Source organism: Pseudomonas sp. GW821-FHT11D10 (assembly GCF_058808435.1).
This window is the reverse complement of sequence record NZ_JBXARR010000003.1, coordinates 438,404-452,197: the sequence shown is the minus strand read 5'-3', so window position 1 is coordinate 452,197 and position 13,794 is coordinate 438,404. Positions and strand designations below refer to the sequence as shown.

At 61.0% G+C, this 13,794-nt stretch carries 15 protein-coding genes; 3 read left to right on the top strand and 12 right to left on the bottom strand.

What is annotated here, in order from left to right:
• Positions 1-110: 110 nt before the first annotated feature.
• Entirely contained in the window at positions 111-1,205 is a 1,095-nt protein-coding gene (locus AC1RT4_RS12310) for a PLP-dependent cysteine synthase family protein (RefSeq protein ID WP_207985234.1), read from the top strand.
• A 66-nt stretch (positions 1,206-1,271) separates the two neighbouring features.
• Here the strand turns inward: AC1RT4_RS12310 and AC1RT4_RS12305 are convergent, their stop codons facing one another.
• From AC1RT4_RS12305 to AC1RT4_RS12295, 3 genes are all read right to left on the bottom strand, one after another.
• The gene (locus AC1RT4_RS12305) at positions 1,272-2,885 is read right to left on the bottom strand and encodes an NAD(P)/FAD-dependent oxidoreductase (RefSeq protein ID WP_493085493.1); all 1,614 of its coding nucleotides are present in this window, start codon (positions 2,883-2,885) and stop codon (positions 1,272-1,274) included.
• A gap of 95 nt (positions 2,886-2,980) precedes the next feature.
• Entirely contained in the window at positions 2,981-3,634 is a 654-nt protein-coding gene (locus AC1RT4_RS12300; RefSeq protein ID WP_493085492.1) for a COG3650 family protein, read from the bottom strand.
• A 59-nt stretch (positions 3,635-3,693) separates the two neighbouring features.
• On the bottom strand, positions 3,694-4,293 hold the full coding sequence (locus AC1RT4_RS12295) for a short chain dehydrogenase (RefSeq protein ID WP_007959150.1): 600 nt from the start codon (positions 4,291-4,293) through the stop codon (positions 3,694-3,696).
• A 103-nt stretch (positions 4,294-4,396) separates the two neighbouring features.
• On the opposite strand from AC1RT4_RS12295, the gene AC1RT4_RS12290 reads away from it, so the two are divergent.
• Positions 4,397-5,305 (top strand): LysR family transcriptional regulator, encoded by a 909-nt coding sequence (locus AC1RT4_RS12290; RefSeq protein WP_493085491.1) that lies wholly within the window; start codon positions 4,397-4,399, stop codon positions 5,303-5,305.
• On the opposite strand, the gene AC1RT4_RS12285 is transcribed toward AC1RT4_RS12290, so the two are convergent.
• The 9 genes from AC1RT4_RS12285 to AC1RT4_RS12245 form a co-directional block, all read right to left on the bottom strand.
• Positions 5,254-5,769 carry a DoxX family protein gene (locus AC1RT4_RS12285; RefSeq protein WP_493085490.1) on the bottom strand — a complete coding sequence of 172 codons (516 nt, stop codon included), beginning with the start codon at positions 5,767-5,769 and terminating at the stop codon, positions 5,254-5,256. The two genes, AC1RT4_RS12290 and AC1RT4_RS12285, sit on opposite strands and share 52 nt — an antisense overlap.
• Positions 5,766-6,524: an HvfC/BufC N-terminal domain-containing protein gene (locus AC1RT4_RS12280; protein ID WP_493085489.1), complete on the bottom strand. Its 759-nt coding sequence runs from the start codon at positions 6,522-6,524 to the stop codon at positions 5,766-5,768. The genes AC1RT4_RS12285 and AC1RT4_RS12280 overlap by 4 nt, the downstream gene beginning before the upstream one ends.
• Positions 6,521-7,408 carry an MNIO family bufferin maturase gene (gene bufB / locus AC1RT4_RS12275; RefSeq protein WP_493085488.1) on the bottom strand — a complete coding sequence of 296 codons (888 nt, stop codon included), beginning with the start codon at positions 7,406-7,408 and terminating at the stop codon, positions 6,521-6,523. Before bufB ends, AC1RT4_RS12280 begins: the two co-directional genes overlap by 4 nt.
• A gap of 25 nt (positions 7,409-7,433) precedes the next feature.
• Positions 7,434-7,739, bottom strand: a complete 306-nt coding sequence (locus AC1RT4_RS12270; RefSeq protein ID WP_007959157.1) for a BufA1 family periplasmic bufferin-type metallophore — start codon at positions 7,737-7,739, stop codon at positions 7,434-7,436.
• A 156-nt stretch (positions 7,740-7,895) separates the two neighbouring features.
• Positions 7,896-8,597 carry an ABC transporter ATP-binding protein gene (locus tag AC1RT4_RS12265; protein ID WP_003222380.1) on the bottom strand — a complete coding sequence of 234 codons (702 nt, stop codon included), beginning with the start codon at positions 8,595-8,597 and terminating at the stop codon, positions 7,896-7,898.
• Positions 8,598-9,365, bottom strand: a complete 768-nt coding sequence (gene livG, locus AC1RT4_RS12260; RefSeq protein WP_085683272.1) for a high-affinity branched-chain amino acid ABC transporter ATP-binding protein LivG — start codon at positions 9,363-9,365, stop codon at positions 8,598-8,600.
• Positions 9,362-10,618 carry a high-affinity branched-chain amino acid ABC transporter permease LivM gene (locus AC1RT4_RS12255; RefSeq protein ID WP_493085487.1) on the bottom strand — a complete coding sequence of 419 codons (1,257 nt, stop codon included), beginning with the start codon at positions 10,616-10,618 and terminating at the stop codon, positions 9,362-9,364. The genes livG and AC1RT4_RS12255 overlap by 4 nt, the downstream gene beginning before the upstream one ends.
• Positions 10,615-11,538 (bottom strand): high-affinity branched-chain amino acid ABC transporter permease LivH, encoded by a 924-nt coding sequence (gene livH / locus AC1RT4_RS12250; protein ID WP_197868661.1) that lies wholly within the window; start codon positions 11,536-11,538, stop codon positions 10,615-10,617. The genes AC1RT4_RS12255 and livH overlap by 4 nt, the downstream gene beginning before the upstream one ends.
• 231 nt (positions 11,539-11,769) lie before the next feature.
• The gene (locus AC1RT4_RS12245) at positions 11,770-12,897 is read right to left on the bottom strand and encodes a branched-chain amino acid ABC transporter substrate-binding protein (protein WP_493085486.1); all 1,128 of its coding nucleotides are present in this window, start codon (positions 12,895-12,897) and stop codon (positions 11,770-11,772) included.
• A 352-nt stretch (positions 12,898-13,249) separates the two neighbouring features.
• Between AC1RT4_RS12245 and AC1RT4_RS12240 the strand changes: the two genes are divergently transcribed.
• Entirely contained in the window at positions 13,250-13,555 is a 306-nt protein-coding gene (locus AC1RT4_RS12240) for a DUF2288 domain-containing protein (RefSeq protein ID WP_127797137.1), read from the top strand.
• Positions 13,556-13,794 lie beyond the last annotated feature (239 nt).

Here is a 13,794-nt window from a genome sequence, read left to right as displayed (position 1 = left end):
GCCCGAGGGATTGAAGCTCAGCTGTATCTGTCAGTGCTGTAGGTTTTTTCCTAAGCTTGGGGGCTGAGCCTGTGAAGGCACTTCTGCCCGACTCAACGAGATCAACAGCCATGAGCGACAACCGACAGTGGGCCCGCGAAGCCATCCGGATCATCGAAGCGGACTTTCAGCGCAGCGCCGACACCCACCTGATCCCCTTGCCGCTGCCGGGGTTCCCGGGCATCGAGTTGTACTTCAAGGATGAATCCAGCCATCCGACCGGCAGCCTCAAACATCGGCTCGCCCGTTCGCTGTTTCTCTACGCCTTGTGTAACGGCTGGCTCAAACCGGGTGCGCCGGTGATCGAGGCGTCCAGCGGTTCGACGGCGATTTCCGAAGCGTACTTCGCGCGGATGCTGGGGCTGCCGTTCATTGCGGTGATGCCGGCGACCACGTCCAAGGAGAAGATCGCCCAGATTGCCTTCTATGGTGGCCAGAGTCATCTGGTGGACGATCCGACCCAGATCTACGCTGAGTCCGAACGCCTGGCCCGCGAGCACGACGGTCATTTCATCGACCAGTTCACCTACGCCGAACGCGCCACTGACTGGCGGGCGAACAACAACATCGCCGAGTCGATCTTCCAGCAGATGCGTTACGAGCAGCACCCGTGCCCGGCCTGGCTGATTTCCAGCCCCGGCACCGGCGGCACCACCGCGACCCTTGGCCGTTACGTGCGCTATCGCCAGCACTGCACCCGCGTGCTGTGCGCCGATGCCGAGCGTTCGGTGTTCTTCGACTTTTACCAGACCGGCGACGCGAGCTTGCGTCTGGACCACGGTTCGCGGATTGAAGGCATCGGCCGGCCACGGGTAGAAGCGTCGTTCCTGCCGAAGGTGATCGATGCGATGGTCAAGGTGCCGGATGCTTTGTCGCTGGCGGCCATGCATTACCTGGCGCAGCGTCTGGGCCGGCATGTGGGCGGGTCGAGCGGCACCAACCTGATCGGCGCGCTGATGGCGGCGCAGCAGATGAAAGCGGCGGGAGAGTCGGGCTCGATCGTGGCGATCCTGTGCGATGGCGGCGAGCGCTACGCGGACACCTATTACGATCAGGCGTGGCTCAAGGCGCAGGGCTATGAACTGGATGGATTGATGGCGGCTGTGGCAGCGAGTGCCGAACGGGGTGAGGCGCTGCCGGCCTCGGTTCTGCGCGCCAATATCTGACGCCGAAAACGACTGTGGGAGCGAATTCGCTCCCACAGTTTTTTGCAGTGTTTCAGGTCGTGCGGATCAGTCTTTCAGACCGAGAATGTCACGCGCCACCGCTTCAGCAATCCGAATCCCGTCAACACCCGCCGACAGAATCCCGCCCGCATAACCCGCGCCTTCACCGGCCGGAAACAGGCCTTTGACGTTCATGCTCTGCAGCGCCTCGTTACGCGTAATGCGCAGCGGCGACGAGGTGCGGGTCTCGATCCCGGTCAGCACCGCATCGTGCAGCGAATAACCGCGAATCTGCTTCTCGAACGCCGGCAGTGCTTCGCGGATCGCTTCGATGGCGAAGTCCGGCAGGGCCAGGGCAAGATCGCCCAGTGACACGCCCGGTTTGTACGAAGGCTCGACTTCGCCCAGTTCGGTCGAAGGAATGTCGTTGATGAAGTCGCCAACCAGTTGCGCCGGCGCCTTGTAGTCGCTGCCGCCGAGGATGAAAGCGTGGGACTCCAGACGTTCCTGCAACTCGATCCCGGCCAGCGGGCCGCCCGGATAGTCGACTTCCGGGGTAATGCCGACGACGATGCCGGAGTTGGCGTTGCGCTCGTTACGCGAGTACTGGCTCATGCCGTTGGTGACCACGCGGTTCGGCTCGGAAGTCGCCGCCACCACGGTGCCGCCCGGGCACATGCAGAAGCTGTAGACCGAACGGCCGTTCTTGGCGTGGTGTACCAGTTTGTAGTCGGCGGCTCCCAACTTGGGGTGGCCGGCGTACTTGCCCAGACGCGCACGGTCAATCAGCGATTGCGGGTGCTCGATGCGGAAACCCACCGAGAACGGCTTGGCTTCCATGAACACGCCACGGCTGTGGAGCATGCGGAAGGTGTCGCGGGCACTGTGGCCGAGGGCCAGAACCACGTGTTTCGAATGCAGGGTTTCGCCGCTGGCCAGCTCGACGCCGACCAGTTGGCCGTCTTCGATCAGCACGTCGGTGACGCGCTCCTGGAAGCGTACTTCACCGCCCAGCGCGCGGATCTCTTCGCGCATGGTTTCGACCATGCCGGTCAGACGGAACGTACCGATGTGTGGCTTGCTGACGTAGAGGATTTCTTCCGGCGCACCGGCCTTCACGAATTCGTGCAGCACCTTGCGGCCGAGGAATTTCGGGTCCTTGATCTGGCTGTACAGCTTGCCGTCGGAGAACGTGCCCGCGCCGCCTTCGCCGAACTGCACGTTGGACTCGGGGTTGAGCACGCTTTTGCGCCACAGGCCCCAGGTGTCCTTGGTGCGCTGGCGTACTTCGGTGCCGCGTTCGAGGATGATCGGCTTGAAGCCCATTTGCGCCAACAACAGGCCGGCAAAGATCCCGCACGGGCCGAAACCGACCACGATCGGGCGCTGGCTCAGGTCGCTCGGCGCCTGGCCGACGAATTTGTAGCTGACATCCGGCGCCACGTTGACGTTACGGTCGTCGGCGAACTTGCCCAGCACCTTGGCCTCGTCGCGCACTTCGAGGTCGATGGTGTAGATAAAGCACAGTTCGGAGGACTTTTTGCGCGCATCGTAGCTGCGCTTGAACAAGGTGAAATCGAGCAGGTCATCGCTGGCAATGCCCAGGCGTTGCACGATGGCAGCGCGCAGGTCTTCGTCGGGATGGTCGATCGGCAGCTTGAGTTCAGTGATTCGTAACATGACAGGATCCGGTTCGCGGGGCGCACAACTGCGCCAGGGCGTTTGAAGGCGGCGATTATAAGCCGCAACGGCCGGATCCCGTGAGGGTAAAACGATCAGTCGTTACGCGAACCGCCGAAATACCCGCAACCACGCTGCACCTTGCCGTCGATACGCAGCTCGGCGCTCATGTGCTGCACGCTGCCGGTGCTGCTGTCGACACAGCGCTGCGGCGCCACCCACAACTCGATGCGCTGGTTGTTGGCTTCGCTGCTGAGGTTGAAACGGCCGTCGCCCAGTTGCTCTTCGACGTAGGGCACGGCGAGCGGTGGCTGGCCTTCGCGGTCGATGACCAGGCCTTTGCCGCTGACTTTTACGTTCCACTCCGGGCCATGGCCGGCGGCGCGCAGGATCAGCTGTTTGAAGTTGGGATCATCGCAGGCGGGGCCGGAGCGTTCGACGCGATAGAGCTGGGTCAGGTCGAGGCGGTCGCCGGCGATCTTCCCGCGCACGTCGGCGAACAGCTTGCCCTGTTGATCGGCCAGGGTGGCGGCCTCTTGCAGGACGCTGGTGCCGCCGATGTCATTGACCACGTACTGGCGCTGCTCGCCGCAGGCCTGGAACACCAGTTTGCCGTCGGCAGCGGTCAGTTGCCCCTGCATCCGCGTCTGGCCGACGTGGGAGGCGCTTTCCCGCGCACCATCGAACAACTGGCACGCAGCAAACAACGGGAGCAGGGCAACAACGATCAGGGAACGGGCAACACGCATCTTCGGCTCTCCAGACAAGTGCCGCCACGTTACGCAGGCTGACCGTTCATCACAAGGGTTTAGCCCACGTGAAATGTCTGACCTGTCTGCAAGCCTTCGACACTTTTGGCGTAGGCCAATGCCACATCCGCCGCAGGAACCGGCTTGTAGCCACGGAAGTACGGGGCGTAGCTGCCCATGGCTTCGACCAGCACGGTCGGGCTGATCGAGTTCACGCGCAGACCGCGTGGCAGCTCGATGGCCGCTGCGCGGACGAAGCTGTCCAGCGCGCCGTTGACCAGTGCAGCCGAGGCGCCGCTGCGAATCGGATCGTGGCTGAGCACGCCGGTGGTGAAGGTGAACGATGCGCCGTCGTTGGCGAATTCGCGGCCGATCAGCAGCAGATTGACCTGACCCATCAACTTGTCTTTCAGGCCGAGGGCGAAGCTGTCTTCGGTCATTTCACCCAGCGGGGCGAAGGTTACGTTGCCGGCGGCGCAGACCAGTGCGTCGAACTTGCCGGTCTGTTCGAACAGCTTGCGGATCGATGCGCTGTCGCTGATATCCACCTGGAAATCGCCGCTGCTGCGGCCGATACGAATGACTTCATGACGCTGCGACAGCTCTTTATCCACCGCCGAACCGATGGTGCCGCCCGCGCCGATCAACAGAATTTTCATCGTGCTTGCCTCAAGTGATTGAACGAGGTTTCAGTCTAGAGTGGTTTTTTCTGCGGATAAGCGCACTAATGGGCAACCTTTGGTTTTCAAATGGAAACAATCCATGAGCGAGATGGATGATCTGGCGGCGTTCGCGGTGTTGATCGAGGCCGGTAGTTTTACCTTGGCGGCGCAGCAATTGGGGTGCAGCAAGGGGCAGTTGTCCAAGCGCATCAGTCAATTGGAGGCGCGGTTTTCCGTGGTGTTGCTGCAACGCACCACGCGTCGGCTGAGCCTGACGGCGCCCGGTGCGGCGTTGTTGCCGCAGGCTCAGGCGCTTGTAGTCCAGGTCGAAAGAGCGCGTCAGGCATTGGCGCGATTGAAGGACGACATGGCCGGCCCGGTGCGTATGACGGTTCCGGTTTCGCTGGGGGAAACTTTCTTCGATGGCCTGCTGCTGGACTTCTCGCAGAAATACCCCGAAGTGCAGATCGAACTGGAGCTGAATAACAGCTACCGCGACCTGTCCCGCGACGGCTTCGATCTGGCGATCCGCACCGAAGTGGCCAATGACGAGCGACTGGTGGCCAAGCCGCTGCTGGCCTGGCAGGAAATGACCTGCGCCAGCCCTGAATATCTGGAGCGCTTTGGCGAACCGCTGACGCCGCAGGCGCTGACCGAACACCGTTGCCTGCTCAACAGTCATTACAGCGGTCGCGAAGAATGGCTCTATCACCAGCAACACGAACTGCTGCGGGTGCGGGTGTCGGGGCCGTTCGCCAGCAATCACTACAACCTGTTGAAGAAAGCCGCATTGGCCGGCGCCGGGATCGCTCGCCTGCCGTCCTATCTGCTGCAGACGGAATTGGCTGACGGCCGATTGCGCTGGCTCCTTCGGGATTTTCAGACCCGGCGCATGCCGATGTACCTGGTGCACCCGTATCAGGGCGGGCTACCGAAACGCACCCAGGTGCTGGCGGATTACCTGATCGGCTGGTTCAAGCTCAGCGGCGAGGCGCTTGACCGGTTGTAGTGCCTGGCGATCAGGTGATCGATCGACAGTTTGCCCGGCCCGGTCGCCATCAGGTACAGCAGCACCGCCATCCAGGTGCCGTGGGTCGGGTAGGCATCCGGATACACGAACAGCTGAATGGTCAGGGTCATGCCCAGCAAGGCCAGCGCCGAAAAGCGTGTGGCGAAGCCAATCAGGATCAGGATCGGGAAGAAGTGCTCGGCAAACGCCGCCAGATGCGCGGCGATTTCCGGCGACAGCAGCGGCACGTGGTACTCGCTCTTGAACAACGGAATCGTCGAGTCGGCCAGGCGCGGCCAGCCGAACTCGAAGGTGCCATCGATCAGGTCGACGGCCAGCCCTTCGACTTTGGTCTGCCCGGATTTCCAGAACACGGCTGCGATGGAAAAACGCGCGATGAAGGCGATCAGGCTGTGAGGGATTTTTTTCAGCAGCGCGATGGCGCGCGCAATCAGACTGTTCATGACGACACCTTTGGGTGGAAATGAGTGATGACGTGGCGGCTGATGAGCAGGGCGAGGGTCTGGCTGAGGTCGAAGGCCTCGGCGGATTCCAGCGCCTGCGTGAGTGACAGACCAGCTTTGAGCTGGCGAATGAACTGGCTGGCGCCGCGATCCACGGAGAACACCTCGACTTCCAGTCCATTGCGCAGGATCAACGCGTGTTGGGCGTGATGCAGATCGATCCCGGCCAGCGTCGCGTCGTGCTGATGCGCGGCCCAGATGTCCACCACGGCGAAGCTTGAATCGAGCAGATGCAGCGAAGGGTGCAGACCGATGTGCAGTTCATTCAGCGCATCGGCATCTGCAAACACAGCAGCGATCCGCTCCTGACTCAGGGGCAACGCATCGGCAGCGTGATAGGCCTGCGTGCGCAAGCGTTCCAGCAGCGCGACATCGGCCAGATAGGGAACGCTCGCGGCTGGTTCGAACTCACTGATGAAGTCCGCCAGCTCACTGCCGTAGTCACTCATCAACGGACTGTGTGGCGGATGGCTTTGCACGAAAACTCCGGCCATGGCCCGGAAGAATTCGTCCCCCACCAACTGCATGACCACGGGATAACTCTCGGCCAATGCGTTGATCAGCGAACCCTGCACGTTGTTGCGGTACACCGCGAAACGGCTGGCCGGATCGGCGCCGTTGGCACTGCACAAACCGTCGGGGCAGGGCAGGTCGATATCAAGCAACGCTGCGCTGAACGCAGCTTGAGTGCTCACGGCCGACCTCCCGCGCACAGCAACAGCTCATCGGCCTGCTGCGCTTCCGCCAACAGCACGTTGAAGGCCGGCACCTGATTGTCCCGTTCGATCAACGTTGCCACCGGGCCGACGCGTTCCAGCGCTTGCCGGTACAACGACCAGACCGCTTGATCGATTGGCGCGCCGTGATCGTCGATCAGCAAGCGATCACCGAGGCTGTCGGCATCTTCGGCAAACCCGGCCAGATGAATCTCGCCCACCGCGTGCAGCGGCAATGCGTCGAGATAAGTCAGGGGATCGCGTTGATGATTGATGCACGAAACGTAGACATTGTTCACGTCCAGCAACAGACCGCAGCCAGTGCGCCGGATGACTTCGCGGATGAAATCGGCTTCGTCGATGGTCGAGCGCTGGAACGCCAGATAAGTCGCCGGGTTTTCCAGCAGCATCGGGCGCTTGAGGGTGTTCTGCACCTGGTCGATGTGGTCGCAGACGCGGTTCAGCGTCGGCGTGTCGTAAGCCAGGGGCAGCAGGTCATTAAGAAACACCGGGCCATGGCTCGACCAGGCCAGGTGTTCGGAAAAGGAGTGGGGTTGATAGCGCTCGATCAGCGCGCTCAGGCGTTTGAGGTGTTGAGCATCCAGCGCGCCTTCGGCCCCGATGGACAGCCCGACACCATGCAGCGACAGCGGATACGCCTCGCGAATCAAACCCAGAAAGTGATGAAACGGGCCGCCGGCCACCATGTAGTTTTCGGCGTGGACTTCGAAGAAACCGATGTCCGGACGTGAATCGAGCACTTCGCTGAAGTGCTCGCTCTTGAGCCCCAGCCCGGCACGGGACGGGAGCCCGGTGAGGGCTGCCCGAGTGCGGCGCAAGGCATGGTCGCAGGATGTGATCATGATCGACACTCGGGCGGCTCCCGGATCAGGACTTGGCTTTGAACGCTTCGAGCTGACCGAAACCGGTCGGCGAGGTTTTGCTTTCGGTGGTGGCGCAGGTGCCTTTCGGAACCAGTTTCCAGGCGTTGGCCTGATGATCCATTTTCGCGGTGCCGGCACAGGTGGTGCCCGCACCTGCGGCGCAATCGTTCTTGCCTTTCATGGCCACGCCGAAGCATTTTTCCATGTTGTCGTCAGCGGCGTGGGCGGTGGAGACGGCAGCGATGCTCAGAGCAGAACCGAGGGCCAGAACCAGGGCGGTGGCGGACAGGGTGCGGGTGGTAGCAGTCATGATGTTTCTCCGGTTTGAACTTGGGTTTGAACAAGCGATTGCGCTTGCTTGCCCCACTAGAGAAACGACTCGGCGATGCGTTACAGCGATCGATAAAAGTTTTTTGCCGGGCACAAAAAAACGGCCCGAAGGCCGTTTTTTGTTTGAAGCGATCGATCAACCGCCGAGGTACGCCTCGCGCACTTTCGGGTCGGTCAGCAGCGCTTCGCCGGTGCCTTGCATCACCACCCGGCCGTTCTCCAGAACGTACGCACGGTCGGCGATTTTCAGCGCCTGGTTGGCGTTCTGCTCGACCAGGAACACCGTCACACCGTCCTTGCGCAGCTGTTCGATGATGTCGAAGATCTGCTGGATGATGATCGGTGCCAGGCCCAGCGACGGCTCGTCGAGCAGCAGCAATTTCGGCTTGCTCATCAGCGCACGGCCGATGGCGAGCATTTGCTGTTCGCCGCCGGACATGGTGCCGCCGCGCTGGTTGAAGCGTTCTTTCAGGCGTGGGAAAAGTCCGAGAACCTTGTCCATCTGTTCCTGATAGTCGCCCTTGTCGGTGAAGAATCCGCCCATGGACAGGTTTTCTTCGACGGTCAGACGGGCAAACACCCGACGACCTTCCGGTACTACGGCGATGCTCTTGCGCATGATCTGCGACGAGTCCTGGCCGACCAGTTCCTCACCCATGTAGCGGATGCTGCCGCTGTGGGCCTGCGGCGAACCGCAGAGCGTCATCAGCAGCGTGGACTTGCCGGCACCGTTGGCGCCGATCAGGGTCACGATCTCGCCCTGGCGGACTTCGACGTTGACGCTGTGCAGGGCCTGGATCTTGCCGTAGAAGGTGGAAACGTTTTCGAACTGCAGCATTTACGCTTCCCCCAGGTAGGCTTTGATCACTTCAGGATTGTCGCGGATCTGGTCCGGTGTGCCGTCGGCCAGAGGCGTGCCCTGGTTGATCACGACGATGTGGTCGGAAATGCTCATGACCAGTTTCATGTCGTGTTCGATCAGCAGCACGGTCACGTTGTGCTCTTCACGCAGCACGCTGATCAGCGCCTTGAGGTCTTCGGTTTCCTTCGGGTTCAGGCCGGCGGCCGGTTCGTCGAGCATGAGGATCCGCGGACGGGTCATCATGCAGCGGGCGATTTCCAGACGACGTTGCTGACCGTAAGCCAGGGTGCCGGCGGGGCGGTTGGCGAACTCTTTCAGGTTGACCTTTTCCAGCCAGTACTCGGCGAACTCCATGGCCTCGCGCTCGCTCTTGCGAAACGCCGGGGTCTTGAACAGGCCGGACAGGAAGTTGGTGTTCAGGTGACGGTGCTGGGCGATCAACAGGTTCTCGACCGCCGTCATGTCCTTGAACAACCGCACGTTCTGGAAGGTGCGCACCACGCCTTTGAGGGCGATCTTGTGGCCCGGCAGGCCGTGGATCGGCTCGCCGTCCAGCAGGATGCTGCCGCCCGATGGCTGGTAGAAACCGGTCAGGCAGTTGAACACGGTGGTCTTGCCCGCGCCGTTCGGCCCGATCAGTGCCACCACCTGTTTTTCCTTCACGGTCAGGGCCACGCCGTTGACCGCCAGCAGGCCGCCGAAGCGCATGCTCAGATTTTCGACTTTCAGGATCTCGCGGCTCATTTGCGCAGCTCCATGTGAGGACGTTGCATGGGCAGCAGACCTTGAGGTCGCCAGATCATCATCAGCACCATCAGGGCGCCGAACATCAGCATGCGGTACTCACTGAACTCGCGCATCATTTCCGGCAGCAGGATCATCACCACGGCCGCGAGAATCACGCCCAGCTGCGAGCCCATGCCACCCAGCACCACGATGGCGAGGATGATGGCGGACTCGATGAAGGTGAACGATTCCGGCGTCACCAGACCCTGACGGGCGGCGAAGAAGCTGCCGGCGAAACCGGCAAATGCCGCGCCGAGTGTGAATGCAGACAGCTTGATCACGGTCGGGTTGAGGCCCAGCGCACGGCAGGCGATTTCGTCTTCACGCAGCGCTTCCCACGCACGGCCGATCGGCATGCGCAGCAAGCGGTTGATCACGAACAGCGCCGCCAGCGCCAGCAACAGAGCAACCAGGTAGAGGAAAATCACCTTGTTGATCGAGTTGTACTGCAGGCCGAAATACTCGTGGAAGGTTTGCAGGCCTTCCGCAGCCTTGCGTTCGAAGGTCAGGCCGAAGAACGTCGGTTTCTCGATGTTGCTGATGCCGTTCGGGCCGCCGGTGATGTCGGTCAGGTTACGCAGGAACAGGCGGATGATTTCCCCGAAACCGAGGGTCACGATCGCCAGGTAGTCGCCGCGCAGACGCAACACCGGGAAGCCGAGCAGGAAGCCGAACGTCGCCGCCATCAGGCCGGCAATCGGCAGGCAGATCCAGAAGCTCAGGCCGTAGTAGTGCGACAGCAGCGCGTAGCTGTAGGCGCCGACGGCGTAGAACCCGACGTAACCCAGGTCGAGCAGACCGGCCAGACCGACCACGATGTTCAGGCCCAGGCCGAGCATCACGTAGATCAGAATCAGCGTCGCGATGTCCACCGCGCCACGGGAGCCGAAGAACGGCCACACCAGCGCACCGATGATCAGCGCGATGATGAAGTAGCGTTGGGTGGTCGGCAGGGTCAGGAAGTTGCTGGCCTTGGCCGGGATCAACGGCATGCCCGGCGACGAACGCCACGCCTTGCTGATCTGCTGGTTGAACAGCACCCGCAGGAACATCAGCACCGAGCAGATGGCGATGGTCGCCAGAATGGCCGGGCTGGTGTTGTGCACTTCCAGGTTGATGCCGACGATGGTCAGTTTCAGACCCAGTACCGGATAGGCCACGGCCCAGACCAGCAAGGCGCTGAACAGCGCCTGTTTAAGATTCCTAGTCATACTTTCTCAACCTCCGGACGGCCCAGAATGCCGGTCGGACGGAACAACAGCACCAGAACCAACAAGCCGAAAGCCACGACGTCCTTGTACTGGTCGCCGAAGATATCGGCGCCAAAGGCTTCCGCCACCCCGAGCACCAGCCCGCCGAGCATGGCGCCGGGGATGCTGCCGATCCCGCCCAGTACCGCAGCGGTGAAGGCCTTGAGGCCGACGAGGAAACCGGCGTTCGGGTTGATCACGCCGTATTGCATGCTCAGCAGCACGGCCGCGACGGCCGCCAGCGCAGCACCGATGACGAAGGTCAGGGCGATGATGTTGTTGGTGTTGATGCCCAGCAGGTTGGCCATCTTGATGTCTTCGGCGCAGGCGCGGCAGGCGCGGCCCAGGCGAGAGCGGGAGATGAACAGCGTGAGGCCGAGCATGGCGATCAGGGTCACCGCGAACACCACGATTTGCATGTAGGAAATCAGCACTTCATGTGCGCCACCTGGGCCGAAGGCGAAGTTGCCCGGAATCAGGTTGGGGATTGCTTTGTCCTTGGAGTCTTGCGCCAGCAGAACCGTGTTCTGCAGGAAGATCGACATACCGATCGCGGAAATCAGCGGGATCAGACGGTTGCTGCCGCGCAACGGGCGGTAGGCAATGCGTTCGATGCTGTATCCGTAGGAACTGGTGACGACGATGCTGGCGATGAACGCCACGGTCATCAACAGCGGGACGCTTTCGAGTCCCATCATGGTCAGCCCGGCGATGGCGATGAACGCCACGTAGGAACCGATCATGTACACCTCGCCGTGGGCGAAGTTGATCATTCCAATGATGCCGTAGACCATCGTGTAGCCGATGGCGATCAGGGCATACATGCTGCCAACGTTCAAGCCGTTAACCAGCTGTTGGAAGAAGTGATAGATGTCAGGCATTACAGCGCTCCTAAAAACCTGATACGCATTTCACTGGTGGAGTCATTTTCCCGCCCGGTCCCGTGGATCTTTATCCACTTCGAATCCGGGTTTTGCCAGCGAACCGCTGATGACGGTTTTGAGATTTTCAGGTGGGGAGACTGGCGGATCACGCCAGCGCGGCCCAATACATTCGTAAAACAAAGCCCACGGCACGCCGTGGGCTTTATTGGCAGTCAGTCAGGCAGCGCCTTACTGAGGCGACACTTCGGTTTTAGGTTTGCCGTTGTGCCACTCGTAGACCACGAATTTGAAGTCCTTCAGGTCGCCCTTGGCGTCGTAGCTCAGGTCGCCGGTCGGGGTCTTGAAGGTGCCGGCGTGGATGGCTTCAGCCACCTTGGCAGGGTCTTCGGACTTGGCTGCGGTGATACCTTGGGCAATCAGTTCAACCGCCGAGTAGGCCGGGAACACGAACGGACCGCTCGGGTCTTCTTTCTTGGCCTTGAATGCATCGGCCAGGGCCACGTTGGCCGGATCCTGGTCGAAGGATTTCGGCAGGGTCACCAGCAGGCCTTCGGACGCGTCCTTGGCGATCTGGGTGATCGAGTCGTTACCCACGCCTTCCGGACCCATGAACTTGGCTTTCAGGCCTTTTTCCTGGGCTTGACGCAGGATCAGACCCAGCTCCGGGTGGTAGCCGCCGTAGTAGACGAAGTCGACGTTGGCTTGCTTCAGCTTGGAAATCATTGCGGAGAAGTCCTTGTCGCCGGCGTTGACGCCTTCGAACACGGCAACCTTGGTGCCTTTCTTCTCGAGGGTGGATTTGACGGCGGTGGCGATGCCTTCACCGTACTGCTGCTTGTCGTGCAGCACGCCGACGATTTTCGGCTTCACGTGATCGGCGATGTAGTTACCGGCGGCAGGGCCCTGGGCGCTGTCCAGACCGATGGTGCGGAAGACCATCTTGTAACCACGGTTGGTGATGTCCGGGCTGGTGGCAGCCGGGGTGATCATGATCACGCCTTCGTCTTCGTAGATGTCCGAAGCAGGCTGGGTGGAGCTGGAGCACAGGTGACCGACCACGAACTTGACGCCGTCGTTGACGACCTTGTTCGCAACCGCTACCGCTTGTTTGGGATCGCAAGCGTCATCGTATTCAACGGCTTCGAGCTTCTTGCCGTCGACGCCGCCTTTGGCGTTGATCTGTTCGATGGCCATTTTCGCGCCACTGAACTGCATGTCGCCGTACTGGGCTACTGGACCGGTTTTAGGGCCGGCGATACCGATCTTGATGGTGTCAGCTGCGAACGAATGGCTGGCAACCCCGGCCAGAACCATAGCGGCAAACAGTTTGGAAATCTGCTTAGTAGCCTTAGTCATAGTGCTCCACTCTTACTGTTGTATTTTTTTAGAGTCCTGACGCCGTAGCAGCAGAACCGGGACAGATATCTAGGCGATACCCTCCGGAAAAGCCCCCGGCAACTGTACCGGTACAGTGTAGAGCGCCGGTTGTTGGCCTGGGAAGCTGGCGCCAGGGGGCAAAACCTGAGGGTGTCGCTTAAATGAAAGAAAAAGACAGAATTGCGGCGGGACGTTCAGAGGGCTTATACCCCAATCATCAGCATTCCTTGGCGTTCCTGCTCTTTTCGTTCGGTACGGCCTTTTGCAACCGGGTTTTTCTGCCGGACCACCGACGTTATCATTCGCGCCGATTTCTTTTCCGGACAGTCCCATGAATCAAGAACCTAGCACCCTCTATGCCAAGCTGCTTGGTGAAACCGCATCTATTACCTGGAAAGAGCTGGAGCGCTTCTACGCCCAGGGTGCCCTATTGTGGGTCGACGCCAGCCTGGATTTGATCGCGGTCGCCGAGGCCGTGGCGTCGGATCAGGGCGAGAAAGTCGCTGCCTGGCTGGCCGAAGAGAAGGTCGCCAAGCTGTCTGAAACGCGGGCGCTGGATATTTTCGAGCGTGATCCCGAGATGTGGGCGGTGGTGGTCCGACCGTGGATCCTGGTCCAGGAAAGGGCAGCGGCCTGACGGGTTGCACCTTGTTGGTGCGAGTGTCGGCCGGCAAAAAGTGTGTAGCGGAGTAGCGTGATGGCCGATTGCCGTAGAGAAATGCCACAAGCGTGGGTGGCATAACGGTGACGTAAACGTAACGGGCACAGTTTAGTAAGCAGCCTAACGGCTGCTTAATTGTTTCGGGATGTTGGAAAGGCTGAATAAGCCGGGAATTTGAGCGCCTTATCGCGAGCAGGCTCGCTCCCACAGGAAAT